Here is a 26,337-nt window from a genome sequence, read left to right as displayed (position 1 = left end):
ATTACGCCGGAGTGGGGTCATCACCCTTAATCTCGCGCTTCACTTCCGTATGCTCATCACCTTTCTCGTTACGCAGGTGAACCTCAAGCTGGTTGAAGGCGATATTAATATCGTTTTCACGGCACAGACGATCGATAGAGCGGTTAAGCTCATCCACCGTGTAGCTGCGGTCACGCAGTTCACGCACGTATAAACGCAGCTCGTGATCCAGCGTACTCGGCCCAAAGGTGGTGAAGAAGACCGCCGGAGCCGGATCGTGCATCACTTTCGGATGTTCAGACGCCGCCTTCAGCAGCACCTCTTTCACCTTATCCAGATCCGATCCATAGGCCACGCCCAGGCGAATCACCACGCGCGTCACCGTATCCGAGAGCGACCAGTTGATCAGACGCTCGGTCACGAACGCTTTGTTCGGGATGATCACCTCTTTGCGATCGAAGTCGGTGATGGTGGTCGCACGAATACGGATCTTGCTGACCGTTCCCGAGAACGTGCCGATGGTGACGGTATCGCCGATACGTACCGGACGTTCAAAGAGGATGATCAGGCCGGAGACAAAGTTACCGAAGATCTCCTGCAGGCCAAAACCAAGACCGACCGAGAGGGCGGCCGCCAGCCACTGCAGTTTATCCCACGAGACGCCAAGCGAACCAAAGACCGTCATCGCTCCAACAATAATGATGACGTAGTTGAGGATCGTGGTGATGGCGTAGGACGCCCCCTGGCGAAGATTCAGACGTGACAGGAGCAGCACTTCGAGCAGGCCAGGCAGGTTGCGGATCAGCGCCCAGGCGACCACCGACGACACCAGCGCAAACAGCAGGCTGCCCATGGTCACGCTTTTCATGACCGCCGCGCCGGCTTCGGTTCCGTTGTATTGCCAGAGGGTAATACTGTCGAGATAGGCGAAAACGGTAATAAGATCGGACCAGATAGCCCAGAACATCACGGCAAACAGGGCGATCATCACCAGCATGGTGATGCGCAGCGTCTGCTGGTTAACCTGCTCCAGCGCGATGGTCGGCTCTTCCTGCGGCTCCGCGCCCTCGGCCCCCTCTTTCACCTGATGCTGACGACGCGCGATGGCACGGCGATAGGCAATGCGGCGGGCCGCCACGCTCAGGCCGCGCAGCACGGTCTGATAGAGCAGGTTCCAGACGATCACCAGATAGACCGTTTCAATCCAGCGCCCGGACAGGCGCAGCGTGGTATAGAAGTAGCCCGTTGCCGTCAGCACCATCAGCGCCAGCGGAATGATCGCCAGCACGGTCACGGTGGCCAGACGGATATTGTGGGACTCTTTATCACGCCAGCTGTCGCGGCACATCGGCCACATCAGGATAGCAATCAGCAGCAGGTTCAGCAGGATGACCAGCTGGCCCAGCACATCATCCATCAAATGCAGCGGGGAAAGCTCAGAGACAACCGACCAGAAGTGCAGCGGCAGCAGCGCCAGGCTGATGCGCACAATCTGACGACGCCAGTGGCTGGTCAGCTGCGCAGGCATGTTGAAATGACGCACCGCCACGCCGTCTTTTTCCAGCACCTTCCAGCACAGGCCAAACACCAGCCAGAACAGCGCCAGTTTTTTACTGAACGCCCACAGCAGATCGCTGACGTTGAGCTGCATGGTGAGCAGAATCAGACCCACGGCCAGAATAATCAGGCACACCGGCAGGGCGCGAATAAGGTCGATCAGAATCGCTTTTGGCGTATGGAGCTGGCTATCGTTACGCAGCTGCCCCACTTCGGACGCCAGCTTCGCCTGGTATTTTTTCAGCCAGCCCAGACGCCAGCGAATCAGACCTGCGATCAGCAGCAGCGGTAGCCCCGCCAGCAAGGCAATCATCACCGCAGGCCAGGCTTTCTCCCAGTTCACGGTGATCTTCATGCTCTTGATCTGCGTTTTCAGCGTCTCAGGGAAGGATTTAATCCAGTCCCAGTCCATCGGTTTGTTGCTGTTTACCCAGAAAATCTGCTGAGTCAGGATCTCCTGCAGACTTTTCGAGACGCTCACCAGCTGCTGCTGGTTGATTTGCAGGTTAATGGCCATCATCAGCTGGTTGCCCAGCTGTTTGTTGAGCTGATCCAGCAGCTCGCGACGCATATCCACGACCTGGAGCAGCGCGTCGTGCACTTCCGGGTTCACGTCGCTGGAGTGCCCCTCTTCAATTTTGGCGACAAAGGTATCGCTCTGGAAAAGGGCATCGCGCTGCTGGTTGACGTCAAACTGTTCCAGACGTAAATCCGCAATGCGGTTGGTCATGTCTTCCAGCTCATCGGCGGACGGAAGCGTCTGCTGCTGCTGGTAGAGAATACGCGACAGCAGGAGGCTGCCTTTCAGGACCGCGATCTGCTCTTTGATGTTGCGTTCCGCCTGCAGGGCGCGATCCAGCCAGTTCTTCACCTTGATATTTTGCTGAACCAGCGAGTTGCCGTTTTCGGTCGCCAGTATCAGGCGCTGGCTAAGCTGGTGGTTGGCTTCGAGCTCCTGCTTCACCAGCGGGTTGGCCTGGATGCGGGCGGTTTCGTCAGGGGATACGGCCTCCTGGGCGGTTTTTTCCGTCAGCGTCAGGCGCTTGCTGTTAACCGCTTCCTGCAGCAGCTGTAGCTGGTGCTCCAGACGATTAATGTTTGCGGTGACGTAATCGCGCTGTTTCTGCAGGGTGTCCTGCAGCACCGTATTCCCTTCCAGACTTTTACGCTGCTGTTCAATCTGCGCATTGAGCAACGTCTGCTGCACCAGCAGCAGGGTTTGCTGCGTCGGGCGCAGCGTGCCCTCTCCTACCGTTGTGCCGTTGAGGCGGTTGCGGATCTGCTGCAGCTGCTGAGACGCGGCGTACATCGCATTTTGCACGCGCTCGGGCTGGGTCTGCAGGGAGACAAGCTGGCTGTTGTAGGTGGCGAGATCGGACTGCGCCGTTTGCAGGTCGTCGAGCAGTTGCGCCACGCGCGATTCGAGCTGGCGTAAGGAGAGCGCGGCGAGCGTTTTGCGTGTTTCGTCGTCGTTATCCACGTCGCTCAGGGCATTCAGCGATTCCGTCGCTCTGCGCATGTTTTCTGGGGCCTGCGCCACCTTCTGACGGAGCTGTGCGGTTTCTGCCTTAACGCGTTCAATTTTATCCAGCGTTTCCAGCGTTTCCGTCAGATCCTGCTGCGTCAGTTTTTCCTGAGGAGAGAGTTCTTTTTGTTTGTTCAGCGTGTCGAGCTGCGACTGAACATCCGCACGCGTGGGGATATCGTTGCTGTTGTCGGCGCGGGCCCAGGTCAGCGGCGCCGTGGCGAAGAAAAACAGCATCGCAAAGAGCAATGCAAAAACAGGATGTTGCGAGCGATTGATGGGCAGCATAGTTGTGAATGATGTCAGAAGATGACCGAAAATAGTCCGGCGTGAAGAATATCACGCTCGCCGGAAGCAGAATAGCGCGAACGTGAGCCTCTGAGATAAATCCTGGAAATGAGTCAGGCGGTTAGCGACGGCGCGTCACTGCGCAGCGTCGGGCAGAGCTGTAGCATTTCCAGTAAAATCGCGACGTAGCTGCGGGCCTCCGCTTTAAGATCAAACGACTGTGGCGCAAACAGCCAGTTTTCCATCAGACCGGAAATGTAGCTACGCATCAGAATTGCCGCCCGGCGGGTCAACAGGTTGGCCGGTAGCAGTTTTGCCTGCATGCACTGATTCAGGTTGTATTCAATACGGTCATAGCTCTCCAGGCTGAGGCTGCGTTGTGCCTGCTGAACAATCGCCATCTCGCCCACGAACTCGCATTTATGAAAGATTATTTCCATCATTAATCTGCGACGTTCTTCAACTACCGTTGCTTCAAGGATATATACTAATATTTCTCTCAATACTGAGAGTGGATCGTCAGGGAATTTTGCCCGATACTCACTCTCGAGATCGCTAATGCTGGACTCTGAAAGCTCCCAGATTTCACTGAACAGATCTGACTTGTCTTTAAAATGCCAGTAAATCGCTCCCCGCGTCACACCGGCAGCCTGAGCAATTTGTGCCAGCGAGGTAGATGAAACACCCTGCTGCGAGAACAAACGTATTGCCACATCCAGAATGTGTTGTCGGGTTTCCAGCGCTTGTTGTTTAGTTTTTCGTGCCATAGGTGGGTGAATTTACAGGAGTCAGATTTACATACATTTGTGAATGTATGTACCATAGCATGACGATAATATAAACGCAGCAATGGGTTTTTAGACTCAGGACCCTTGATCAATTTGAAATCGGACACTCGAGGTTTACATATGAACAAAAACAGAGGGTTAACGCCTCTGGCGGTCGTTCTGATGCTCTCAGGCAGCTTAGCGCTAACAGGATGTGACGACAAACCGGCTCAACAAGGAGCTCAGCAGGCGCCAGAAGTAGGCGTTGTGACGCTCAAATCTGAACCTCTACAAATCACCACCGAATTACCCGGCCGTACAAATGCTTACCGCATTGCGGAAGTGCGTCCTCAGGTTAGCGGCATTATCCTGAAACGTAACTTCACCGAAGGCGGTGATGTGAAGGCCGGTGAGTCTCTGTATCAGATTGATCCCGCAACCTATCAGGCGTCTTATGAAAGCGCGAAAGGCGATCTGGCTAAAGCACAGGCCGCGGCTAAAATTGCTCAGCTGACGCTGAACCGCTATCAAAAACTGCTCGGCACCAAGTACATCAGTCAGCAGGATTACGATACCGCCCTGGCGGATGCCCAACAGGCTAACGCCGCCGTGGTGGCAGCCAAAGCGGCCGTCGAAACCGCGCGCATTAACCTGGCCTATACCAAAGTGACCTCGCCTATCAGCGGTCGTATTGGTAAATCTTCCGTGACGGAAGGGGCTCTGGTGCAGAACGGTCAGACCACTGCGCTGGCGACCGTGCAGCAGCTCGATCCGATCTACGTTGACGTCACGCAGTCCAGCAATGATTTCCTGCGCCTGAAACAGGAGCTGGCTAACGGCACCCTGAAACAGGAAAACGGCAAAGCCAAAGTGGAGCTGATTACCAACGACGGTATCAAGTTCCCGCAGGAAGGTACCCTGGAATTCTCTGATGTGACGGTCGACCAGACCACCGGTTCCATCACCTTACGTGCGATTTTCCCGAATCCTGACAAGAATCTGCTGCCAGGTATGTTCGTTCGCGCGCGTCTGGAAGAAGGAACGAATCCAACCGCACTTCTGGTTCCACAGCAGGGTGTGACCCGTACGCCACGTGGCGATGCGAGCGCGCTGGTTGTCGGAGCAGATGACAAAGTCGAAACGCGCAATATCACCGCCACACAGGCGATTGGCGATAAATGGCTGGTGACGGAAGGTCTGAAAGATGGCGATCGCGTGATTGTTTCTGGTTTGCAAAAAGTTCGTCCTGGCGCGCAGGTTAAAGCACAGGAAGTGAAATCTGACGATAAACAACAAGCTTCGGCCGCTGGCCAGTCAGAACAAACCAAGTCTTAACTTAAACAGGAGCCGTTAAGACATGCCTAATTTCTTTATCGATCGCCCCATATTTGCGTGGGTGATCGCCATTATCATCATGCTGGCCGGGGGACTTGCGATCCTGAAGCTGCCTGTCGCGCAATATCCAACGATTGCGCCACCGGCGGTGACTATCTCCGCAACCTACCCGGGGGCTGATGCGAAAACGGTGCAGGACACCGTCACTCAGGTTATCGAACAGAACATGAACGGTATCGATAACCTGATGTACATGTCCTCAAACAGTGACTCTACCGGTACAGTTCAGATCACCCTGACCTTCCAGTCAGGTACGGATGCTGACATTGCGCAGGTTCAGGTGCAGAACAAACTGCAGCTGGCGATGCCTCTGCTGCCGCAGGAAGTACAACAGCAGGGTGTGAGCGTCGAGAAATCGTCCAGCAGCTTCCTGATGGTTGTCGGCGTTATCAACACCAACGGCACCATGACGCAGGAGGATATTTCCGACTACGTGGGTGCCAACATGAAGGACGCCATCAGCCGTACTTCCGGTGTGGGTGACGTTCAGCTGTTCGGTTCTCAGTACGCGATGCGTATCTGGATGGATCCGAACAAACTGAACAACTTCCAGCTGACCCCTGTTGACGTGATCAATGCGATTAAAGCGCAGAACGCCCAGGTGGCAGCCGGTCAGTTAGGCGGTACGCCGCCGGTGAAAGGCAGCAGCTTAACGCCTCGATCATCGCACAGACCCGTCTGACCTCTGCCGATGAGTTCAGCAAAATTCTGCTGAAAGTGAATCAGGACGGTTCCCAGGTTCGCCTGCGCGACGTGGCTAAAGTCGAGCTGGGCGGTGAGAACTACGACATCATCGCGAAGTTCAACGGTAAACCGGCTTCCGGTCTGGGTATCAAACTGGCGACAGGGGCTAACGCCCTGGACACCGCCACGGCGATCCGCGCAGAGCTGAAGAAGATGGAACCGTTCTTCCCGTCAGGTCTGAAAATCGTTTACCCATATGACACCACGCCGTTCGTCAAAATTTCGATTCACGAAGTGGTTAAAACGCTGGTAGAAGCCATCATCCTGGTGTTCCTGGTGATGTATCTGTTCCTGCAAAACTTCCGCGCGACGCTTATCCCAACGATTGCCGTGCCGGTTGTTCTGCTCGGGACCTTTGCGATCCTGTCGATATTTGGCTACTCGATAAACACCCTGACGATGTTCGGGATGGTGCTCGCCATCGGCCTGCTGGTGGATGACGCCATCGTCGTGGTCGAGAACGTCGAGCGCGTAATGGCGGAAGAAGGTCTGCCGCCGAAGGAAGCGACCCGTAAATCAATGGGTCAGATCCAGGGCGCGCTGGTCGGTATCGCGATGGTACTGTCTGCGGTATTTATCCCGATGGCTTTCTTCGGGGGCTCTACCGGTGCGATTTACCGTCAGTTCTCGATTACCATCGTTTCCGCGATGGCGCTGTCGGTGCTGGTCGCATTGATCCTGACCCCTGCCCTGTGTGCCACCATGCTGAAGCCAATTCAGAAAGGCGGTCACGGCGAGCATAAAGGGTTCTTCGGCTGGTTTAACCGCATGTTTGATAAGAGCACGCACCACTACACCGACAGCGTGGGCAACATCCTGCGCAGCACCGGTCGTTACCTGCTGCTCTATATCATCATCGTCGTGGGGATGGCGTTCCTGTTCGTTCGTCTGCCAAGCTCGTTCCTGCCGGATGAAGACCAGGGCGTGTTCCTGACGATGGCACAGCTTCCTGCGGGCGCGTCGCAAGAGCGTACCCAGAAAGTGCTGGACGAAGTGACGGACTACTACCTCACCAAAGAGAAAGACAACGTTGAATCCGTGTTTGCGGTTAACGGCTTTGGCTTTGCGGGTCGTGGTCAGAACACCGGTATTGCCTTCGTTTCTCTGAAAGACTGGTCTGAACGTCCGGGCAAAGAGAACAAGGTTGAAGCCATTACCGGCCGTGCGATGGGCACCTTCTCGCAGATTAAAGATGCGATGGTGTTCGCCTTCAACCTGCCAGCGATTGTTGAACTGGGTACCGCGACCGGCTTCGACTTCCAGCTGATTGACCAGGGCGGTCTGGGTCACGAAAAACTGACGCAGGCGCGTAACCAGCTGTTTGGCGAAGTGGCTAAGCACCCTGACCTGCTGGTCGGCGTGCGTCCGAACGGCCTGGAAGATACGCCGCAGTACAAAATCGACATCGACCAGGAGAAAGCCCAGGCGCTGGGCGTATCCATCAGTGACATTAATACCACGCTGGGCGCCGCCTGGGGCGGTAGCTACGTTAACGACTTCATCGACCGCGGTCGCGTGAAGAAAGTGTACGTGATGTCCGAGGCGCAATACCGTATGTTGCCAAACGATATCAACAGCTGGTTCGTGCGCGGCAGCAATGGTCAGATGGTACCGTTCTCGGCGTTCTCAACGTCTCGCTGGGAATACGGTTCGCCGCGTCTGGAACGCTATAACGGTCTGCCATCGATGGAGATCCTGGGTCAGGCCGCTCCGGGCCGAAGCACCGGTGAAGCCATGAACCTGATGGAAGAGCTGGCGAGCAAACTGCCTTCTGGGATCGGCTACGACTGGACCGGTATGTCCTATCAGGAACGTCTGTCCGGAAACCAGGCCCCTGCCCTGTACGCGATTTCACTGATCGTCGTCTTCCTGTGTCTGGCAGCGCTGTACGAGAGCTGGTCAATTCCGTTCTCCGTTATGCTGGTGGTACCGCTTGGGGTTATCGGTGCGCTGCTTGCGGCAACGTTCCGTGGACTGACCAACGACGTGTACTTCCAGGTAGGCCTGCTGACAACCATTGGCTTGTCGGCGAAGAACGCGATACTTATCGTTGAATTCGCCAAAGATCTCATGGAGAAAGAAGGTAAAGGTCTGATTGAGGCGACGCTTGAGGCTGTTCGTATGCGTCTGCGCCCAATCCTGATGACATCACTGGCGTTTATCCTCGGCGTACTGCCGCTGGTTATCAGCTCCGGTGCTGGCTCCGGTGCGCAGAACGCGGTTGGTACAGGCGTTATGGGTGGTATGGTTACCGCAACCGTACTCGCTATCTTCTTCGTACCGGTGTTCTTCGTGGTGGTTCGCCGCCGCTTCAGCCGGAAAAATGAGGATATTGAACACACGCATTCGGTAGAACCTCACTGATACCGGTTTCACATGATAAAAAGGCCGCATTAGCGGCCTTTTTCATTTTCAGAAAAAATCATAAATTACGCTTATTGTGGTTCTATTTATTTTCTGCCATCTTAATTAGACATATCATAATTAACTGATAACTTAATCGGTGAATTCAGGATTTTTTTAATTTCATTTCTCCGCTTAAGCTATTAGGAATATTCCTAATGAGAAGTTCTTACAAAGAGAAGTTCGAATCTGAACTTTTCAGGCCGTTTTGCTAAGCCAATGAAACGTAAGGAAGCGATAAAAAATCGCGTTAATTTGGATAAAAAAAGGGTGTCCAGGACGGAACATTGCGTACATGCTCGCAGTCTACGGTTTTATTTGTAATTTTTCGTAATAGCGCGATGAAATCCAGGAAGGAGTGGCTTATAGTTAAGTTATCAGGAACACAGCACTCATGTAGCTAAGTCAGTTGTATCCATCCCGACTATGATGTTCGGTGAGTAAGAAATCACTCAGAAGGGGATGCGCTATGGACGAGTACTCGCCAAAAAGGCATGATATCGCGCAGTTGAAATTTCTCTGCGAATCCTTGTACCATGACTGCCTTGCCAACCTTGATGAAAGTAACCATGGCTGGGTAAACGACCCAACGTCTGCCATCAATTTACAGTTGAATGAGCTGATAGAGCATATCGCAACCTTCGCACTTAATTATAAAATTAAGTACAATGAAGATAATAAGCTCATTGAGCAAATTGATGAATACCTGGACGACACCTTTATGTTGTTCAGTAGTTACGGCATTAACGCCCAGGATTTGCAAAAATGGCGTAAATCGGGAAACCGGCTATTCCGCTGTTTCGTCAACGTGAGCAGAGCTAACCCGGTTAGTCTTTCCTGTTAAAATTATTACAATTACTAAGGTGAATTTATGTCTGATAAACCACTCACAAAAATCGATTATTTGATGCGCTTACGACGTTGCCAGTCAATTGACACGCTCGAACGCGTCATTGAAAAGAATAAATACGAGCTTTCTGATAATGAACTGGCCGTATTTTATTCAGCCGCGGACCATCGTCTTGCTGAACTGACCATGAATAAGCTGTATGACAAAATCCCTACTTCTGTATGGAAATTTGTCCGTTAATGTTTGAAGGGTGTCTGTAGAGTTCTACGCCACGTTCTAAGCTGTTTTTACCTATCCCGTTATGCTCCCTGTGCCCAGGCCAGGTCTCCGTGTAAAACGTGTTTATCAGCAACATTGTTGTGACACCAGTCACATCGGCTTTTCGGGAACGTTCCCCTCCCGGCCTGTTCCTATTACTCTGCGGTAATCTTTTCCAGAGAGGTTTCCTATGAGCGTAGAAAAACAGAAGATGATTGCCGGTGAACACTACCGCCCCGGCGATGAGACGTTACGGGCCGACAGACTGCGGGCCCGCCATCTGGTGTACCGCTATAACCACACCGCGCCCGATGAAAAGACAGAACGCCAGAACATCCTGGCGGAACTGCTGGGGCAAAGCGAAGGCGCTTATATCGAACCGAGCTTCCGCTGCGACTATGGATATAACATCTCTCTGGGTAAAAACTTTTACGCGAACTTCGACTGCGTGATGCTGGATGTCTGCCCCGTTCGTATCGGCGATAACTGCATGCTCGCGCCGGGTGTACATATTTATACGGCCACCCATCCGCTGGATGCAGAGGAACGGAACAGCGGCGTGGAGTTTGGCAAACCCGTCACCATTGGGAATAATGTCTGGATCGGTGGTCGGGCGGTTATTAACCCTGGCGTCACCATTGGTGATAATGTGGTGGTGGCCTCCGGAGCCGTGGTGACGAAAGACGTCCCGGCTAACGTTGTCGTGGGCGGCAATCCGGCAAAAATCATCAAAACGCTCTGAGGGAGTAGGGAGCCAACTGTTATGGTCTTTTAGCGCCAGACTGTTACTTTTTTCAGCCCAATGGCTCCCCTAAAATTGGCAGACACCCTGTATTGTCAACTCTCATAAAGGCAAAAAATGACCGAGATACAGCGCCTGCTCACCGCCACCATCGACGATCTTAACCTCCGCGAAAAGCGCGACAATCGCCCGCGCTTTAGCATTAGCTTTATTCGCAAACATCCTGGACTGTTTGTCGCCATGTATGCCGCCTGGCTGGCGACGCTTATTGTGATGCTGAAGTCTGAAACACTGGTGGACTCCGTCTGGCTGCTGGTTGTACTGTTTGTGGTCTTTAACGCCTTTTTCTTTTTCGACGTGAATCCGCGCTACCGTTACGAAGATATCGACGTCCTCGATTTCCGGGTCTGCTATAACGGCGAATGGTACAACACGCGTTACGTGCCAGAGGAGCTGATCGACAGCATTCTGCACTCTCCGGCCGTTGAAACCGTGCAAAAAGAGAAGCTGCAGAAAATGGTCTCTACCAAAGGTCAGCTCTCTTTCTATGACGTCTTTACCCTTTCGCGCCCTGCTGCTGCGTAATTAACGCCTGCAGACGCCGGATCCCCGGCGCAAACTGAGAAGCAGAGGTATTGCCGTAACCTAAAACCAGACCGGTTTGCCCCTGCTTCGCCTCCAGGTAGTACCCGCTCAACGCAGCGGGTGCCAGCTGAAACGCCCTTGCCTGCTCCACCAGTTTCTGGTCATCAATATCGTCTATCGCCAGCGTCAGATGCATCCCGCCTTCACCGGCCAGAATACGGTGCGGCGTATGAAGCTCTGCGCCCAGCACCTCTCGCAGCTGGCGGTATCGTTTACGATAGAGCCGACGCATGGCGGCAAGATGACGGGCATAGTGACCTTCTTCGATAAACAGCGCCAGCGTGCGCTGTTCGGCACGATGCCCACCGCGCAACAGCGAGCCGATGGCCGGACGAACCGCCTTCGCCAGCGCAGGCGGCAAGACCATGAACCCTATTCGGAGCGACGGAAACAGCGTTTTACTGAACGTCCCGAGATAAACCACGGGCGCATTGTTGACCATTCCCAGCATCGCCGGCACGGGCTCTCCGGCATAACGGAATTCGCTGTCGTAATCGTCTTCGATGATCCACGCGTTGTGCTGCCGGGCGAGCTCCAGCAGCGCCAGACGCCGCCGGGCGCTGAGCACGCTTCCGTAGGGGAACTGGTGTGAAGGTGAGGTAAAAATTAACGAGGGAGAAGGGGCATTCAGTCCCTCCCAGCACATCCCCTCGTCATCAACCGGGATCCCCGTCATGGTCAGGCCGGTTTTAACAAACGCGCTTTTTGCCCCGCTATAGCCGGGGTTTTCTACCCAGGCGATATCCCCCGGCTCACTCAGCAACATTGTGCACAGGTTGACGCCCTCAAGCGCGCCTTCCGTGATCACAATCTGGCTCGCGTCGCAGTCGATACCGCGGGACAGGGCGAGATGCCGGGCAATCGCTGCCCGCAGCGACGGTTCACCGGCCGGGTCGCCATACCCCAGCAAGGCATTTCCCTCCTCCCGCATCACGCGATCGTACAATCGCCGCCACAGCGGCAGAGGGAAATAGTTGATGGCGGGTGTCCCCGGCGTAAATGCCAGTACCGGGGTATCCCGTTGCACCGGCGCAGGCAGCAGGCCAACCCGCCGGGCGAGCCTGATGTCAGGGTCAGGCAATGTCCGGGTGGCCGAGCGGTAAGCCAGCTGTGCCACCCGCGTTCCCTGGCGGTTACGCTGCAAATACCCTTCCAGCGTGAGCTGGTCCAGCGCCGCATTGACGGTATTGCGGGAAAGGGAGAGCTGCAGGGCCAGCGTTCGCGAACCGGGAAGCTGGCTGCCGGACAGGAGCCTTCCGCACAGAATCGCCTCCCGTAAAGCAAGATAAAGCGCGCGCTGGAGCGTCTCTTCCCCGCGTTTTTTCAGGGCTGCGTTGAGCAAGGTATAAAATTCATCACCCGGTATATTCATCTCGTCTCCTCGTGGCACCATCAAAACATAGCGCAGTGGTTCTTTTTAAGGAACCAGCAATTCACTAGTCTGAAGCTCTTTTCAACGTCACGGAAATGAAGATGAAGACATTCAATCAGTTCGGACAGCCAGTGGGTGAAGCGCTTAGCGACTGGCAACCTCGTCAGCCCCCATCCCGGGTCGTGCTTCAGGGCCGGTATTGTCGCCTTGAACCGCTGCGCGTGGAGCATGCCAACGCGCTATTCTCCGCCTATTCCCTGGCCGGAGATACGCGCAGCTGGACGTGGCTACTGCGTGAACCCGACGCTACCGCAGAGGAGTTTGCCGAATGGGTGGCGAGCGTGAGTGAGTTATCCGACCCCATACACTTTACCGTTATCGATAACCAGACCCGGTCTCCGGTCGGAACGCTGTCCCTGATGCGGATCGATCCTAAAAACGGGGTCGTGGAGGTGGGGCACGTTCACTTCTCGCCTCTTTTAAGCCGCACGCCCATGTCAACAGAGGCGCAATATCTGCTGATGCGGTATGTGTTCGATACCCTGGGCTACCGGCGTTATGAGTGGAAGTGCAATAGCCTGAACGAACCTTCCCGCAAGGCCGCCCTGCGTCTGGGTTTTCAGTTTGAGGGGCGTTTTCGTCAGGCGCTGGTGATAAAAGGCCATAACCGGGATACCGACTGGTTTTCGATTCTCGATAAAGAGTGGCCGACGCTGGCGAACGCCTTTGAAAGCTGGCTTGCCACCGACAATTTTACTGCCGATGGCAAACAGAAAAGATCCCTGGAAAGCTGGCGAGAAACGCGCGTTTAGCGTCTTTTTTTACGTCCCTGAACCGCCTTAAAGCGCGGATTGGATTTGCAAATCACGTACAAGCGTCCCTTGCGTTTGACTATCTGGCAATCCGGGTGACGCTGTTTTGCACTGCGCAATGAGTTAAGTACCTGCATGGTTAGCCCCGCTTCGCATTGAGAAATCCACCAAAACGCTTGCGGAAGCGCGCTGCGCTACCGTCCGTGGAGAACGTTTTCTGCTTACCGGTATAAAACGGGTGCGATTTTGAAGAAACCTCGATGGTGATATACGGATACGTTTCACCGTCGAGTTCAATTTCGCGGTCGGTCTTAATGGTTGAGCCCACTTTGAAGTATTCATTCGCGCTGGTGTCATGGAAGACCACGGTGCGATAGGCGGGATGGATATTGGGTTTCATCGTCAATCCTTTATGTTTTGTTATAACATAACAAAATAATATCCAGGCCAGATTTAAAAAACAACCCCTCCCCTCTGACGATATTTTCTGGTTTACCTGAGATAAAATGAAAACCAAGCCACCCACGTGCTATAACTATATCATTTCGCGGTAAAATCTTTCTCTTCAGGCAGGGAACTCAGTGCTCAGGAACGGGTATACGAGGAAGGACACGACAGCATGAAAACCCGACATCTGGTCAGTCTGGTGACTGGCGTACTCATCTTTTCCGTGCTGGTCCCCATTTGCCTGAGCATCTGGCTGGCCCATCGCCAGGCGGAAGATAAATTTGTCGATGCGCTGGAAAACTATGCCTCACGCGTGCTGATACGCACCGACAAGGTCGTGGATCAGGCGAAAGAAGCGCTTAATCATCTGCAGGCCTTTGAGGGCGTGCCGTGCAGCCCGTTGCAGTTAAGAGAGATGCGACGGGTCGCTTTCTCGTGGCGATACGTTCAGGAAGTGATTTATATCGACAACCTCAGGCCGCTCTGCTCCTCTCTTGAGCAAACCAGCCATGCCGCCCCTTTCCCCCCGCCGATGCGCATTACCGAAGACGGTTACAGCGCATGGCTGACCACGCAAAACGATCTTGGGTTTCATCGCTACATGGCCGTGCTGGGGCAAGGTCATTACCTTGTCCTGGTCGATCCGGCCTCACTGGTGGATGTCATCCCTTTCGGCGAGATAGCGATTGATGCTGCCCTGGTAGGAAGCACAACACACCGTATCTTCGCCAGCAGCAATACACTCGATCCGCATATCCGTGACATGATCAAAGGTCAGGAGATGACCAGCATACAGTACGACGGTTCAATGTACGTTATGAAGCCTGTACCTGAACTGGGGTTTACCGTTGTCGCATGGGCTACGCTCAAACCGCTGGCGGAAACCTGGCACCGGCAGCTGCTTTTATGGCTGCCCTTCGGCGTCCTGATAAGCCTGCTTGCCGCGCTCTTTGTCCTGCGGATACTGCGTCGCATCCAGTCGCCGCGCAACCGCCTGCTTGACGCCATTAATAGCCGCGATTTTGTGGTTCACTATCAGCCCATCGTGGCGCTGTGTAGCGGAAAAATTGTCGGCGCAGAAGCACTGACGCGCTGGCCGCAGCCGGACGGAAGCAGCCTCTCGCCTGATATCTTTATTCCCCTTGCTGAGCAAACCGGGCTTATCTCCCAGCTGACGCAGCTCGTTATCGAAAAAGTGTTCGAGGATATGGGCAGTTGGCTGCACCTTCACCCCGATCAGCATATCTCCATCAACCTCGCGCCCGCCGATTTGACCTCCGGCACGCTGCCGCCGCTGCTGAGTCACTTGCTGAACAAATGGAAGGTCCACCCGGGCCAAATCGCCCTTGAGGTCACCGAGCGCGGCTTTGCCGATCCCAAAATCAGCGCGCCGGCTATCGCCGCATTCCGCCGTTCGGGGCACCCTGTCTATATAGATGATTTTGGTACGGGCTATTCCAGCCTGAGCTATCTGCAGGATCTGGATGTCGACACGCTAAAAATTGATAAATCGTTCGTGGATGCGCTGGAGTACAAAAACGTGACGCCACACATTATTGAAATGGCGAAGTCGCTGAAGCTGGCGATGGTTGCGGAAGGCGTCGAGACCGCCGGGCAGCTCGCCTGGCTGCACCAGCACGGCGTGCAGTACGGACAGGGCTGGTACTACAGCAAAGCGCTGCCGAAAATGGAATTTATCCTTTGGGCAGAGAATAACCTCGGCACGCACGCTACTTAAGATAGGATTTGATCACCTGCAGCACCACGCCAAGATCGGCTTCACGCTGCGCTTCTTCAGGTTCTTTCACCACATGATCGGTTAAATGCCCTTCGATCACCTGCATCATCATGCCGTTGACCGCCCCGCGGATCGCCGCCAGCTGCTGTAACACCTCGGCGCATTCGTGATCGCTGTTCAGCATTTTCTCCAGAGCGTTGCTCTGCCCCTGAATTTTCTTCAGCCGAGTCAGTAACATTTTCTTGTCGCGAACGGTATGTGACATCTCTTTATCCCTTATTTTTGGCTTTTAAAGCATAACACGCCCTACTCCCCCTGAGTATTTTTCTACTGGGGGGTAGTATTACCCTACTGGGGGGGAGTAGTATTTGCAGACATTTTCCACGCCGGAATCCCCCATGACCGATTTTGCTTCACTTCTGCAGCAGGGTAATGCCTGGCTGTTTGTTCCCAGCGCCATCCTGCTTGGCGCGCTGCATGGCCTGGAACCGGGCCACTCAAAGACCATGATGGCCGCCTTTATCGTGGCTATCCGCGGTACGCTGAAACAGGCGGTCCTGCTCGGCCTGGCGGCCACGTTTTCCCATACGGCAGTGGTCTGGATCATCGCTATGGCGGGTTTATGGTTTGGGCGGGGATGGGATGCGCATACGTCTGAACCCTGGTTCCAGCTGATCTCAGGGGTATTGATCGTTGCGATCGCCCTGTGGATGGCGTGGCGAACCTGGAAAGAGAGCCAGCCACACGATCATCACCATCACGACCATGATCACCACCACCATGACCATCATCATGATCATCACCACCACGAACACCCGCTGGTTGAAGAGGAGTGGCAGGATGCTCACCAGCGCGCCCACGCGCAGGATATCAACCGGCGCTTTAGCGGACAAAACGTCACCACCGGACAGATCGTCATGTTTGGCCTGACCGGCGGGCTTATCCCCTGCCCGGCGTCCATTACCGTTCTGCTGATCTGCCTGCAGCTGAAGCATTTCGCCCTCGGCGCGACGCTGGTGTTCAGCTTCAGTATTGGTCTGGCGTTAACCCTGGTGGCTTCCGGTGCGATTGCCGCCTTAAGCCTCAAGCACGCGACAAAACGCTGGCCCGGGTTTAACGAGCTTTCCCGTAAAGCGCCGTGGATTTCCGCTACGCTGATTACCGTGGTAGGAATTTATATGAGCCTGCACGGTCTGAGCGGCATTCTGGCGTAAGCCTGCGGCCACGCCCTGTGGCCGCATCTCAATGATCCGTTAAGGATTTTGCTGCCAGCTAAAGGTGTAGCGAAGCTGGCGCGTCTGCAGAATGAATTCCGGTGAAACGCTGGGGCTCCAGGAGTCGTCGCCGCCCACGCCCATATGGAACGCATCGAGGTTGAGCCAGCACCCCGGCTCTTCCCGCAGCAGATGGTGATGGGTTGTCTCGCGCAGCTGCTGCTGGCTGTAGCGGCTCACCGAGAAATGGAACCGGCCATGTAGCTGATGCGTTCCCAGCGCCAGCTCCCGCGTATCACAGCGCAAACCATTTTCCGTCGGGAAGATATACGGGGTGTGCATCTCCGCCAGGGGTAATGTCCAGCGTCCCTGCTGTGCCGCCAGCGTTCTGTCCGGGTAGTTTTCATGCGGCCCCAGCCCCAGCCAGGACACGTTTTCCGGCGTTTCGGCGAGATGAACGCTCAGGCCAACGCGCGCGGGTTCCGGGATATCGGACGCAATATCCACCTGAATATCGCCGTGCAGCCTCCCCTGGTCATCCACCCGCCAGACTTTACGGCTCAGGAACAGCGTTTTGCCATGATACTCCCCGACGTGAAGGGTGTTGACCACAACTTCGCCCGCATGCTGCTCTGCCTCACAGTACAGAACGCGCGAGGTGAAATTGTACATGCCCACCGCTTTCCAGCGTTCAACCCAGGCATTCGGATCGATCCTCGTCGCTTCACTCACGCCAATATCATTGTCCAGCGGCGCACGGCTGACGTTATCCGTCAAAGGTGACATCAGCGTTTCCACGCCATTTCGCCACCATTGGGTCAGGTTTCCGGATGCGCGATCGAACTGCCAGCGCTGTTGACCATGCGCGATCGCCAGGATGCGGTCGTTTTGCGTCAAAACCGGCGGCTCGCCCGCAGAGGCTGGCGGTGCGACAAACAGCGGAGACGGAAGCGGCCACTGCTCCCACGCGCAGCGATGGTCAGCCGGTGACCACGGCGTTGCACGCGGCTGGCGCACTTCAACATTCAGCCAGACTTCCCCCGGTTCGGCTTTCAATTCTGGCAGAGCGATCTCCAGACGCTGAGCGCCTTCAGGGGCTATCGCCAGCGTCACCTCGCCCGAAGCCAGCACCTCCCCATCCCGGGCGACCGTCCAGCTCAGCACCTCGTTATCGGTATGGCGGAACAGGTAACCGCTTTGCACCTCAATCACCAGCGGAGAGGTACTGACCCGCGTAAAGGTGAAGAACTGCTGCGCGCGCTGCGCCTCGAACAGCGCCGGGTGCGGCGTGCGATCGGGGAAGACCAGGCCGTTGAGGCAGAACTGTCGGTCGTTTGGCTTATCGCCAAAGTCCCCGCCGTATGCCCAGAACGAATTGCCTTCTTCATCTTGCTTCGTCAGAGCCTGATCGACCCAGTCCCAGACAAATCCCCCCTGCAGGCGAGGGTGGCTGCGAAACGCCTGCCAGTATTTCGCGAACCCGCCGAAGCTGTTCCCCATCGCGTGGGCGTATTCGCAGAGGATCAGCGGGCGTGTTTCATCCGGCATGCCGATCCATTTCTTGATTGACCATTTAGGCACTGCCGGGAAGGGCTGATCCTGATCGACCCGGGCATACATCGGACAGACAATATCGGTCGCCGCCGTGTTCGCGCCGCCACCTTCATACTGCACCGGACGCGTCGGATCCGTGGATTTCACCCAGCGGTACAGCGCGTCGTGGTTTGCACCGTGCCCGGACTCATTGCCCAGCGACCAGATGATAATTGAGGGATGATTACGATCGCGCTGCACCATACGGGTCACGCGCTCGCTCATGGCGGGCAGCCAGCGCGGATCGTCAGCAAGGCGGCTCATCGGCACCATGCCGTGGGTTTCGATGTTGGCTTCGTCAACAACGTACAGCCCATAGCGGTCGCAAAGCCGGTACCACAGCGGATGATTCGGGTAATGCGAGCAGCGCACGGCGTTGAAGTTGTGCTGCTTCATGATCTCGATATCGCGACGCATCGTCGCTTCGTCCATCACCTGGCCGTTTTCCGGATGATGCTCGTGCCGGTTAACCCCGCGGATCAACAGCGGTTTACCGTTGAGCTTCAGCAGGCCGTTGCTGATTTCAACCCGGCGGAAGCCGACATCGCAGGCTTCCGTCTCCAGCACGTTGCCCTGCGCATCCAAAAGCGCGATCGTCAGGCGATAGAGTTCCGGGGTTTCCGCACTCCATAATGCCGGGGCTGTAACCGGGATCGCCGCCGTTAACCGCTCGGCCCAGTTGCCGCGCTCGTCCACAATGGCAGAGCCTGGCCGTTGGGTGGTGCTGCCACAGCGTTCACCGTTGCGCCACAGCGTTATCGCCACGTCGCACTCCGCGTAGTCAGCGCCTGTCAACGCGACCTCGACTTTCAGCACCGCGCGGTCCAGTTCCGCATTCAGATCGGTGACCACATGATAATCCGCAATGTGCGTCTCCGGCTTATGCAGCAGGGAGACATCACGGAAAATGCCGCTCATGCGCCACATGTCCTGATCTTCCAGATAGCTGCCGTCGCACCAGCGCAAGACCATGACCGCCAGGCGGTTCTGCCCTGGGCGTAATGCCGCCGAGAGGTCAAACTCGGCGGGCAATCGACTGTCCTGGGAATAGCCTATCCACTGCCCGTTGCACCACAGATGGAACGCCGAGTTCACGCCATCAAAAATAATTCGGGTTTGCCCGCTCTGAAGCCAGGCGTCATCCACGTCGAATGTGAGCGAGTAACAACCTGTCGGGTTTTCCTGCGGTACAAAAGGCGGGTTAACGGGGATCGGATAGGTGACATTGGTATAGATGGGCGTATCGAACCCCTGCATCTGCCAGTTCGACGGCACGGGCATCGCGACGACATCAGCGCAATCTTCGGTGACCCATGCCTGAGGAACCCGCTCGGGAGCAGAAAAGTAGCTAAACCGCCAGATCCCGTTGAGGGAGCGCCTGCTGAGGGATCCAGCGTCATCCCTGGCGGAAGATTCATTACGCCAACTGTGCAACGGCGCGTGTGCGGGCAGGCGGTTCCACTGGGTAACGCCGGGGTTTTCCCAGTCCCGACGGGCCAGGATGTCGCTGAGGGTCAGCGAAGGTGTATGAGACATATCAACCTCTTTGCGAAGCGCTCACAATTTTGGTTAACATGCCCTGGCACTCTGCGATGGTAAAGCGTTCGATCGCAGGGTAGCGAGTCCGATCACAAAGTTTTATTTGCGGGCAAGCTGCTCGGCCAGAAGTGCCAGACTTCTGAGCTGCTGCGCCAGATCCTCGCGTTCGGCCTGCTGCGGCGCGCGGCGCGCGGTGGAATGCCGGGTAACCAGCGCCACCGGCTGCTGAACCTGCCAGCACGTCTCGCCTTCGGTGGGGGCCAGCAGCCACTCCACGCTGCGCTCACCCGCCTCGCGAAATGCCTGGCGAATGGTCGTCAGCGGCGGGGAAAACCAGGCGCTGTCAGCCGTATCGTCGAACCCGACCACCGACATCTGACCTGGAATCGCGATCCCCTTTTCAGCACAGGCGCGCATCACCCCGAGCGCCATTTGATCGTTCGCCACCAGAATGGCATCCGGCACCGCGCTACCCGACAGCAGCACATGTCCTTTCTCATAACCGCTGGCCGCGCTCCAGTCTCCATAAGCCACCGCAGCGGCGTCATGCCCCGCGCGGGCCAGAGCCGCTTTCCATCCTGCCAGACGCGCCCGAGCAGAGACCGAGCTTTCCGGCCCGCTCAGCAGGGCAATATGCTGATGCCCCAGCGAAAGCAGGTGCTCAACGCCCAGATGCGCCCCCTGCCCGGAGTTAAACACGAGGCTGTTTACCTGTGCTGAAGGCGAGACATCAAGGAACAGCACCGGAACAGGTGATGCCAGCGCCCTGAGCGCTTCGGCGTCAGAATCGTCGAGCGGCACATTCACCAGCAACGCCTCCACCCGCTGCGCCAGTAGCGCCTGAAGCGCGACCTGACACTGCTGCGGCTGCTCCACCATGGAAATGAGGACGCTCGCCCCTTTTTCGGCCGCACGCGATTTTACCGCCGACACAATTTGCGAGGGCGCATGCAGGGCCAGATCGGTGGTGATGAGTCCCAGCGTGCGGGTGCGTTTACCCGCCAGCTGCTGTGCCCGCAGGTTAGGCACGTAGTGCAGCTCTGCCATCGCCTGCTGCACCTTTTCCCGCGTGCGGGCAGAGACATGCTCGGCGTCGTTAATGACGCGAGAGACGGTCTGATAAGAAACCCCCGCAAGGAGGGCGACATCATAGAGAGTGATCGCTTTCATGCATTGTGGCATCGCGTGAGTCGTGGCTCATTATTGTGACACAGCGACGCCGTTAAAACATGTGAGCGCCTCGCAAAATTAAACAACCCGCTCCGGCTGCGCGATTTCAGCAACGCGCGGCTTCTGGCGGAACCAGGGCAGACAGAGCTGGATAAGTGGGCCAATGGTCAGGGCATACACGACCGTTCCCACCCCAAACGTGCCGCCAAGCACGCACCCAATCAGCAGGACGGACACCTCAATGGAGGTGCGCACGCTGCGAATGGACCACCCCAGACGGGCATGAATGCCGGTCATCAGGCCGTCGCGCGGACCAGGCCCAAAACCGGCGCCAATGTACATGCTGGTCGCAATCGCGTTCATCACGATGCCCGACACCAGGAAAGCGATGCGAACAGGTAACGAATCCAGTTCCGGAATAAGCGCCATGCTGGCGTCCGCCGCCAGACCGATACAAATCACGTTGCTGATGGTGCCCAGGCCCGGCATCTGGCGCAGGGGGATCCACAGCAGCAGCACCGCAGCACCGGTTAAAATGATCACCGTCCCGATGGTCATCCCCAGCTGTATCCCCACCCCAAGGTGAAAAACATCCCAGGGATCGACACCCAAATCGGAACGAATAAACATCGCGGTGGACAGGCCATACAGTCCTAAACCGACATAGAGTTGTAGCAGACGACGTACCATTTTTATCTTCTCCAGTGAACCAGGCTTTCATCCTGACCTAAAATGGCACTATGATTAATGTCCAGTTTTCAAATAGTGGACTGCATATGTCGTCACGTCGCTTCGGAAGCCAGTCGCTGGTACGCCTTTTAGGCCACTGGCAGCAAACCTCATCCCGCACGCCGCTCTGGCGGCAGTTGGCCGATGCGCTGCGCCTGTTAATCCTTGATGGACGTCTGGCATTGAATACACGGCTACCGGGGGAGCGCGAGCTGGCCACGGCGCTGGACGTGAGCCGGACCACCATCAGCAGCGCCCTCGCCCATCTGCGCGAGGAGGGATATCTTGAAAGCCGCCACGGCAGCGGGTCACGCGTGATCCTCCCGGATACGCGCGCCGTTCCCACACTTTCCGCAGCGAGTGCCGCACTGGATCTTTCCACTGCCGCCCTCAATGCCGGGCCGGAGATCCACCAGGCGTATACCCATGCGCTCACGGCCATTACGCAGCACCTCTCGCTGACGGGCTACGATCAGCTAGGACTGCCGACGCTGCGGGAGGCCATTGCTGCGCGTTATACCGCGCGGGGCCTTCCCACCCGTGCGGACGAAGTGATGGTGGTCAATGGCGCCGTCAGCGGCTTCGCGCTGGTCCTGCGGATGATGACCGGGCCCGGGGATCGCGTCGTGGTCGATCACCCCACCTATCCACTGGCGATTGCCGCCATTCAGGGCGCGCAGTGTCGGCCCGTGGGGGTGTCGCTGCCGGAAACGGGCTGGGATACGGATGGCTTCGCCGCCACGCTTGCCCAAACCGCGCCGCGCCTGGCGTACCTGATGCCTGATTTTCATAACCCCACCGGGCGCTGTATGGATATCGCGACGCGCAAGGCCATTACCGATATTGCTGCGCAAACCCGTACGGCGCTGGTGGTGGATGAAACGATGGTGGATCTCTGGTTTGACGCCCCTCCTCCGCCTCCGCTGGCCTCCTTTAACCCGCAGGCCACCGTCATCACCTTAGGCTCCGCCGGAAAAAGTTTCTGGGGCGGGCTGCGTCTCGGCTGGATCCGCGCCTCCTCGCGCACGATCGCCACGCTTGCCCAGACGCGCGATACCCTCGATTTAGGTTCACCGCTGCTGGAACAGCTGGCGGCGCTGTGGCTCATCAACAACAGCGAGACGTTTCTACCCGCACGCCGCAAAATGCTGGCGGAGCGACGCGATCGATGCGGTGAATTGCTGCGTGAACATTTCCCGGACTGGACATTCCATGAAGCGGAAGGCGGGCTCTCTTACTGGATCGAGCTACCGGGCATGCTGGCGACACAGCTTGCCGCGCGGGCTGAGATTCTGGGGATTAATCTGGGAACCGGTACGCGGTTTGGTTTATCGGGTGCGTTTGACCGCTATTTGCGGATGCCCTTCTCGCTCGAGCCAACAGAGCTTGAACAGGCGCTGCTGAGGATTAAACCGTTATGGCTCGCCCTGAATAAAAACGTGCCAGCCGTTAAACGCAGCGTGATTTAATAGCAAAAGTTTGAAGCCGATCATAAAAAATAAAAACTGCTGACTGTCACGGATACAGTCAGCAGTTTTCACCCATCCGGAATTAATGCTGAGCAGGAATAGGAAAACCTTTCAGTGAAATAACGAAGTTTTCACCGTCTTTCTTTATTTTTGCGCCAGTATCACACCAGTCAGACGCAATACGAAAGAACTCATCACTTCCGACATTCCAGCCAAGACGTACATGCTTCACGTAGCCTGAACGCAGCAGATCGCAGGCCTCTTTGTAGTCACTGGCAGTTGACAGTTGTTGTTTCATTTTCTCTTCTTCAGAAGTTTACGTAGAGCCTTGATTTCTTTAGGAGTAAATGGAGAAACACTCTCTTCTTCCGTATGCTGATTATCAATATCCTCTTCCGATACTCCCGCCTCTTCTACTGCTTCGAACGCCAGCAGCAGCAGTTTCTCTGTCGTCACGCTTAAGTTCTCGTTATTCACTTCCGCATAGTGGCGAAGCCTTTCTTTTAGCGCGTCATCAATCTTAACGTTTAATACCGCTGTAGCCATGTTTGTCACTTCCCTTCGGAATAAGTACTTTATTTAATACACGAAGTTAACAATGTTATCCAGATATATATTTTTTTGAGTTATGCCAGAAAATAGACGGCCAATGATAAAATGCCCGACTATTATTACAGGTTTATGACATTAATATTTCAGAGCGATGAAATATATATTACACGATATAGGCATAATATTATTGTGGGATAGCCGTCAAAAGTGAGAGGTGAAAGCAGGAAGATTTTGTGAGGGCGGAAATGGGTGGGGGCCCTGCCAGCTACATCCCGGCACACACGTCGTCTGCCCTGGCTGCTTCCTTCCGGACCTGACCTGGTGAACAGAGTAGCGTTGCGGGAGAACCAACAGAGCCCCCATTGAGAGCGTTGATAACCAACGCGCTGGCGCATTATCCCTGTGCAAAGGTCCAATTGCAAGCCGCCAGGAACCGGATGCTGGTTTCTTGCGCAAACAGGCGCAGCAATCATGACGATCTTCGTTTACCATGGCTCTCCAGAAACTCCCCACAGGTGAAGGTATGGACGAGCACGACTCCTTTCCACAGCGCGTATGGCAAATCGTGGCTTCAATCCCGGAGGGCTATGTTACCACCTATGGTGATGTCGCGCGCCTGGCCGGTTCCCCGCGCGCGGCGCGACAGGTTGGAGGCGTCCTGAAACGGCTGCCGGAAGGCAGTACGCTACCCTGGCATCGGGTGGTGAACCGTCATGGCGTCATCTCACTCACCGGGCCGGATCTCCAGCGTCAGCGTCAGGCGTTACTTTCAGAGGGGGTGCAGGTGTCAGGGTCGGGTCAGATCGATTTGCAGAAGTACCGGTGGGTGTATTAACCCCTCTCCCGAAGGAGAGGGGAATACCCATTACATCTGAGTGGGTGGGGTTGGCAGGGACGGCTGATTGGTCTGCGGTGCGATCGGCACTTCGGTCTGTTGCACAGGCACCAGGTTCAGGTCGATTTTGGTCCCACCGTTGTTAATCGCTTCCTGGACCGTATCGGTGATAAACACCAGCTTACCGTTGATGGTGACCGCTGCGCTCAGCAGAATACGGGCATTAGGCTGCACGTCCGACGGGTTATACGGCAACACGAAGCTAAACGGCGCCTGCTTGCCTTCAGTGCGGACGGCACGCTGAGCCACGACTTTCGACGGCGCGTCGGCAAGGGAAGCATCAGACAGCGTCACCGTTAATACCGCATCCGGCGGCAACGCAACTTTCTGTTTAATCCAGATGGTACCGGAAACGTTAGGCTGCTGAATGGACTGCTGCGAAAGGGTATTAATCCCGTTCGGGTCAGCTGCTGGCACTGGCACCTGGGCGCTCTTACCGGCACAGGCGGACAACGCCACCGCAATCGCTACACCACTTAGCATAGGCACGAGTTTCATTGAAGTCTCCTTATCATCAATGCACCAGCGGGATCGATCCCATCCGATGTCGTTTCAATCACATAACGTAGTTAAGTGTGGCACAACTCACTGATTAATGCCTGAAATCATCCCGATATTCAGATTATTCTACCCATCGGACCACTTTCATTTCTGCGTTATACTCTGCCTATCTTTCGCTACGGCGTTTATTGAGGACAACTATGAGTCAGGCACTGAACAATCTGCTGACATTACTGAATCTGGAAAAAATTGAGGAAGGACTCTTTCGCGGACAGAGTGAAGATTTAGGCTTACGCCAGGTCTTCGGTGGGCAAGTCGTTGGACAAGCGCTGTACGCTGCAAAGGAGACTGTCCCGGCAGACCGTCTGGTGCATTCATTCCACAGCTACTTCTTACGCCCTGGCGATAGCGCGAAACCCATCGTGTATGACGTTGAAGTTCTGCGAGACGGCAACAGCTTCAGCGCGCGCCGCGTCGCGGCCATTCAGAACGGTAAGCCGATCTTTTACATGACCGCCTCCTTCCAGGCGCCAGAGCCGGGTTATGAGCATCAGAAAGTCATGCCCCCAGCCCCCTCGCCGGACGATCTCAAATCGGAGACGGATATCGCTCGCGCCCTGGCGCATCTGCTGCCGCCGCAGGTCAAAGAGAAGTTTCTCTGCGATAAGCCGCTTGAGATCCGCCCCGTCGAATTCCACAACCCGATGAAGGGCCACACCGCCGAGCCAAAGCGTCAGGTGTGGATCCGCGCCAACGGCACCGTGCCGGAAGATTTCCGCGTCCATCAGTATCTGCTGGGCTATGCGTCTGACTTCAACTTCCTGCCGGTGGCGCTGCAGCCGCACGGCGTCGGCTTCCTCGAAAAAGGGATGCAGGTCGCAACGATCGATCACTCGATGTGGTTCCACCGTCCCTTCAACATGAATGAGTGGCTGCTCTACAGCGTGGAGAGTACGTCGGCATCCAGCGCCCGCGGGTTTGTGCGTGGGGAGTTTTATACTCAGGACGGCGTGCTGGTGGCTTCAACGGTGCAGGAAGGGGTAATGCGTAACAGAGGTTGATGTAAAAAGCCCGGTGGCGCGACGCTTACCGGGCCTACGTTTTGTGCTGTTGTAGGCCGGGTAAGGCGAAGCCGCCACCCGGCAAGACACTC

The 26,337-nt window shown here is 55.9% G+C and carries 22 protein-coding genes, 1 other RNA gene and 2 pseudogenes; 12 read left to right on the top strand and 13 right to left on the bottom strand.

The features are described from left to right. Window position 1: 1 nt before the first annotated feature. Both mscK and acrR read right to left on the bottom strand, forming a co-directional pair. The gene (gene mscK / locus LJA86_RS00890) at window positions 2–3,349 is read right to left on the bottom strand and encodes a mechanosensitive channel MscK (protein WP_229225358.1); all 3,348 of its coding nucleotides are present in this window, start codon (window positions 3,347–3,349) and stop codon (window positions 2–4) included. A 113-nt stretch (window positions 3,350–3,462) separates the two neighbouring features. Further along, window positions 3,463–4,116 (bottom strand): multidrug efflux transporter transcriptional repressor AcrR, encoded by a 654-nt coding sequence (gene acrR, locus LJA86_RS00885; RefSeq protein WP_048225918.1) that lies wholly within the window; start codon window positions 4,114–4,116, stop codon window positions 3,463–3,465. A 141-nt stretch (window positions 4,117–4,257) separates the two neighbouring features. Here acrR and acrA point away from each other — a divergent pair, with 141 nt between their 5' ends. The 6 genes and pseudogenes from acrA (at window position 4,258) to LJA86_RS00855 (ending at window position 11,093) form a co-directional block, all read left to right on the top strand. After that, window positions 4,258–5,451: a multidrug efflux RND transporter periplasmic adaptor subunit AcrA gene (acrA, locus tag LJA86_RS00880; RefSeq protein ID WP_045909753.1), complete on the top strand. Its 1,194-nt coding sequence runs from the start codon at window positions 4,258–4,260 to the stop codon at window positions 5,449–5,451. Between the two features lie 22 nt (window positions 5,452–5,473). After that, a pseudogene (gene acrB, locus LJA86_RS00875) lies at window positions 5,474–8,619 on the top strand (multidrug efflux RND transporter permease subunit AcrB). Between the two features lie 508 nt (window positions 8,620–9,127). Continuing rightward, a complete protein-coding gene (gene tomB, locus LJA86_RS00870) occupies window positions 9,128–9,502 on the top strand; it encodes an Hha toxicity modulator TomB (RefSeq protein WP_008499288.1) in 375 nt (124 codons plus the stop codon). 27 nt (window positions 9,503–9,529) lie between these two features. Beyond that, window positions 9,530–9,748: an HHA domain-containing protein gene (locus LJA86_RS00865; protein WP_008499287.1), complete on the top strand. Its 219-nt coding sequence runs from the start codon at window positions 9,530–9,532 to the stop codon at window positions 9,746–9,748. 208 nt (window positions 9,749–9,956) lie between these two features. Beyond that, window positions 9,957–10,508, top strand: a complete 552-nt coding sequence (maa, locus tag LJA86_RS00860) for a maltose O-acetyltransferase (RefSeq protein WP_045909755.1) — start codon at window positions 9,957–9,959, stop codon at window positions 10,506–10,508. 117 nt (window positions 10,509–10,625) lie between these two features. Further along, window positions 10,626–11,093: a YlaC family protein gene (locus LJA86_RS00855; protein ID WP_045909756.1), complete on the top strand. Its 468-nt coding sequence runs from the start codon at window positions 10,626–10,628 to the stop codon at window positions 11,091–11,093. Here LJA86_RS00855 and LJA86_RS00850 read toward each other — a convergent pair. Then, complete coding sequence (locus LJA86_RS00850; RefSeq protein ID WP_229225353.1) at window positions 11,065–12,525, bottom strand: PLP-dependent aminotransferase family protein; 1,461 nt, start codon at window positions 12,523–12,525, stop codon at window positions 11,065–11,067. The genes LJA86_RS00855 and LJA86_RS00850 overlap by 29 nt on opposite strands. A 101-nt stretch (window positions 12,526–12,626) precedes the next feature. Between LJA86_RS00850 and LJA86_RS00845 the strand changes: the two genes are divergently transcribed. Further along, entirely contained in the window at window positions 12,627–13,337 is a 711-nt protein-coding gene (locus tag LJA86_RS00845) for a GNAT family N-acetyltransferase (RefSeq protein ID WP_069720245.1), read from the top strand. On the opposite strand, the gene ykgO is transcribed toward LJA86_RS00845, so the two are convergent. Beyond that, window positions 13,334–13,474, bottom strand: coding sequence for a type B 50S ribosomal protein L36 (gene ykgO / locus LJA86_RS00840; RefSeq protein WP_003859006.1), 141 nt, complete (start codon window positions 13,472–13,474; stop codon window positions 13,334–13,336). The genes LJA86_RS00845 and ykgO overlap by 4 nt on opposite strands. A 2-nt stretch (window positions 13,475–13,476) precedes the next feature. Continuing rightward, window positions 13,477–13,737: a type B 50S ribosomal protein L31 gene (locus tag LJA86_RS00835; protein WP_006176933.1), complete on the bottom strand. Its 261-nt coding sequence runs from the start codon at window positions 13,735–13,737 to the stop codon at window positions 13,477–13,479. A 219-nt stretch (window positions 13,738–13,956) separates the two neighbouring features. Here LJA86_RS00835 and LJA86_RS00830 point away from each other — a divergent pair, with 219 nt between their 5' ends. Continuing rightward, window positions 13,957–15,522 (top strand): EAL domain-containing protein, encoded by a 1,566-nt coding sequence (locus LJA86_RS00830; protein WP_196364939.1) that lies wholly within the window; start codon window positions 13,957–13,959, stop codon window positions 15,520–15,522. Here the strand turns inward: LJA86_RS00830 and LJA86_RS00825 are convergent. Then, window positions 15,515–15,787: a metal/formaldehyde-sensitive transcriptional repressor gene (locus LJA86_RS00825; RefSeq protein ID WP_024906840.1), complete on the bottom strand. Its 273-nt coding sequence runs from the start codon at window positions 15,785–15,787 to the stop codon at window positions 15,515–15,517. The two genes, LJA86_RS00830 and LJA86_RS00825, sit on opposite strands and share 8 nt — an antisense overlap. 133 nt (window positions 15,788–15,920) lie before the next feature. Here LJA86_RS00825 and LJA86_RS00820 point away from each other — a divergent pair, with 133 nt between their 5' ends. Continuing rightward, window positions 15,921–16,736: a nickel/cobalt efflux protein RcnA gene (locus LJA86_RS00820; protein WP_229225352.1), complete on the top strand. Its 816-nt coding sequence runs from the start codon at window positions 15,921–15,923 to the stop codon at window positions 16,734–16,736. A gap of 39 nt (window positions 16,737–16,775) precedes the next feature. Here the strand turns inward: LJA86_RS00820 and LJA86_RS00815 are convergent, their stop codons facing one another. The 3 genes from LJA86_RS00815 to LJA86_RS00805 form a co-directional block, all read right to left on the bottom strand. After that, window positions 16,776–19,865: a beta-galactosidase gene (locus LJA86_RS00815; RefSeq protein ID WP_229225351.1), complete on the bottom strand. Its 3,090-nt coding sequence runs from the start codon at window positions 19,863–19,865 to the stop codon at window positions 16,776–16,778. Between the two features lie 102 nt (window positions 19,866–19,967). Next, window positions 19,968–21,038 (bottom strand): LacI family DNA-binding transcriptional regulator, encoded by a 1,071-nt coding sequence (locus LJA86_RS00810; protein WP_229225350.1) that lies wholly within the window; start codon window positions 21,036–21,038, stop codon window positions 19,968–19,970. Window positions 21,039–21,116: 78 nt separating this feature from the next. Beyond that, window positions 21,117–21,728 carry a YczE/YyaS/YitT family protein gene (locus LJA86_RS00805; protein ID WP_032656565.1) on the bottom strand — a complete coding sequence of 204 codons (612 nt, stop codon included), beginning with the start codon at window positions 21,726–21,728 and terminating at the stop codon, window positions 21,117–21,119. A gap of 86 nt (window positions 21,729–21,814) precedes the next feature. Here LJA86_RS00805 and LJA86_RS00800 point away from each other — a divergent pair, with 86 nt between their 5' ends. Further along, window positions 21,815–23,236 (top strand): PLP-dependent aminotransferase family protein, encoded by a 1,422-nt coding sequence (locus LJA86_RS00800; RefSeq protein ID WP_229225348.1) that lies wholly within the window; start codon window positions 21,815–21,817, stop codon window positions 23,234–23,236. Between the two features lie 82 nt (window positions 23,237–23,318). Here LJA86_RS00800 and LJA86_RS00795 read toward each other — a convergent pair whose 3' ends face one another. The 3 genes from LJA86_RS00795 to ffs all read right to left on the bottom strand — a co-directional run bounded on the left by LJA86_RS00795 (window position 23,319) and on the right by ffs (window position 24,141). After that, complete coding sequence (locus LJA86_RS00795; protein WP_008503298.1) at window positions 23,319–23,534, bottom strand: hypothetical protein; 216 nt, start codon at window positions 23,532–23,534, stop codon at window positions 23,319–23,321. Beyond that, complete coding sequence (locus LJA86_RS00790) at window positions 23,531–23,782, bottom strand: hypothetical protein (RefSeq protein ID WP_023310587.1); 252 nt, start codon at window positions 23,780–23,782, stop codon at window positions 23,531–23,533. Before LJA86_RS00790 ends, LJA86_RS00795 begins: the two co-directional genes overlap by 4 nt. Before the next feature lie 262 nt (window positions 23,783–24,044). Then, window positions 24,045–24,141, bottom strand: an RNA gene (gene ffs / locus LJA86_RS00785) — signal recognition particle sRNA small type. Between the two features lie 84 nt (window positions 24,142–24,225). Here ffs and LJA86_RS00780 point away from each other — a divergent pair. Beyond that, window positions 24,226–24,623 (top strand): annotated as a pseudogene (locus LJA86_RS00780) (MGMT family protein). Window positions 24,624–24,653: 30 nt separating this feature from the next. Here the strand turns inward: LJA86_RS00780 and LJA86_RS00775 are convergent. Further along, window positions 24,654–25,181, bottom strand: a complete 528-nt coding sequence (locus tag LJA86_RS00775) for a YbaY family lipoprotein (RefSeq protein ID WP_045909766.1) — start codon at window positions 25,179–25,181, stop codon at window positions 24,654–24,656. 203 nt (window positions 25,182–25,384) lie between these two features. Between LJA86_RS00775 and tesB the strand changes: the two genes are divergently transcribed. After that, entirely contained in the window at window positions 25,385–26,245 is an 861-nt protein-coding gene (gene tesB, locus LJA86_RS00770) for an acyl-CoA thioesterase II (RefSeq protein WP_023293157.1), read from the top strand. The last annotated feature ends 92 nt before the right edge of the window (window positions 26,246–26,337 follow it).

Origin of the sequence: Enterobacter sp. TCD1-1 (assembly GCF_020567405.1) — a bacterium.
GTDB lineage: Bacteria > Pseudomonadota > Gammaproteobacteria > Enterobacterales > Enterobacteriaceae > Enterobacter > Enterobacter quasiroggenkampii.
The sequence above is the reverse complement of the archived record's forward strand: the minus strand, read 5'-3'. Positions and strand labels throughout refer to the sequence as shown.

Bases quoted from the DNA above. Each gene is read 5' to 3' on its own strand.
- LJA86_RS00855 (WP_045909756.1), top strand. From the start codon at position 10,626: ATGACCGAGATACAGCGCCTGCTCACCGCCACCATCGACGATCTTAAC.
- LJA86_RS00850 (WP_229225353.1), bottom strand. From the start codon at position 12,525: ATGAATATACCGGGTGATGAATTTTATACCTTGCTCAACGCAGCCCTG.
- LJA86_RS00830 (WP_196364939.1), top strand. From the start codon at position 13,957: ATGAAAACCCGACATCTGGTCAGTCTGGTGACTGGCGTACTCATCTTT.
- mscK (WP_229225358.1), bottom strand. From the start codon at position 3,349: ATGCTGCCCATCAATCGCTCGCAACATCCTGTTTTTGCATTGCTCTTT.
- LJA86_RS00800 (WP_229225348.1), top strand. From the start codon at position 21,815: ATGTCGTCACGTCGCTTCGGAAGCCAGTCGCTGGTACGCCTTTTAGGC.
- maa (WP_045909755.1), top strand. From the start codon at position 9,957: ATGAGCGTAGAAAAACAGAAGATGATTGCCGGTGAACACTACCGCCCC.
- LJA86_RS00790 (WP_023310587.1), bottom strand. From the start codon at position 23,782: ATGGCTACAGCGGTATTAAACGTTAAGATTGATGACGCGCTAAAAGAA.
- LJA86_RS00835 (WP_006176933.1), bottom strand. From the start codon at position 13,737: ATGAAACCCAATATCCATCCCGCCTATCGCACCGTGGTCTTCCATGAC.
- LJA86_RS00805 (WP_032656565.1), bottom strand. From the start codon at position 21,728: ATGGTACGTCGTCTGCTACAACTCTATGTCGGTTTAGGACTGTATGGC.
- LJA86_RS00845 (WP_069720245.1), top strand. From the start codon at position 12,627: ATGAAGACATTCAATCAGTTCGGACAGCCAGTGGGTGAAGCGCTTAGC.
- tomB (WP_008499288.1), top strand. From the start codon at position 9,128: ATGGACGAGTACTCGCCAAAAAGGCATGATATCGCGCAGTTGAAATTT.
- acrR (WP_048225918.1), bottom strand. From the start codon at position 4,116: ATGGCACGAAAAACTAAACAACAAGCGCTGGAAACCCGACAACACATT.
- ykgO (WP_003859006.1), bottom strand. From the start codon at position 13,474: ATGCAGGTACTTAACTCATTGCGCAGTGCAAAACAGCGTCACCCGGAT.
- LJA86_RS00775 (WP_045909766.1), bottom strand. From the start codon at position 25,181: ATGAAACTCGTGCCTATGCTAAGTGGTGTAGCGATTGCGGTGGCGTTG.
- tesB (WP_023293157.1), top strand. From the start codon at position 25,385: ATGAGTCAGGCACTGAACAATCTGCTGACATTACTGAATCTGGAAAAA.
- LJA86_RS00825 (WP_024906840.1), bottom strand. From the start codon at position 15,787: ATGTCACATACCGTTCGCGACAAGAAAATGTTACTGACTCGGCTGAAG.
- LJA86_RS00810 (WP_229225350.1), bottom strand. From the start codon at position 21,038: ATGAAAGCGATCACTCTCTATGATGTCGCCCTCCTTGCGGGGGTTTCT.
- LJA86_RS00795 (WP_008503298.1), bottom strand. From the start codon at position 23,534: ATGAAACAACAACTGTCAACTGCCAGTGACTACAAAGAGGCCTGCGAT.
- LJA86_RS00820 (WP_229225352.1), top strand. From the start codon at position 15,921: ATGACCGATTTTGCTTCACTTCTGCAGCAGGGTAATGCCTGGCTGTTT.
- LJA86_RS00815 (WP_229225351.1), bottom strand. From the start codon at position 19,865: ATGTCTCATACACCTTCGCTGACCCTCAGCGACATCCTGGCCCGTCGG.
- LJA86_RS00865 (WP_008499287.1), top strand. From the start codon at position 9,530: ATGTCTGATAAACCACTCACAAAAATCGATTATTTGATGCGCTTACGA.
- acrA (WP_045909753.1), top strand. From the start codon at position 4,258: ATGAACAAAAACAGAGGGTTAACGCCTCTGGCGGTCGTTCTGATGCTC.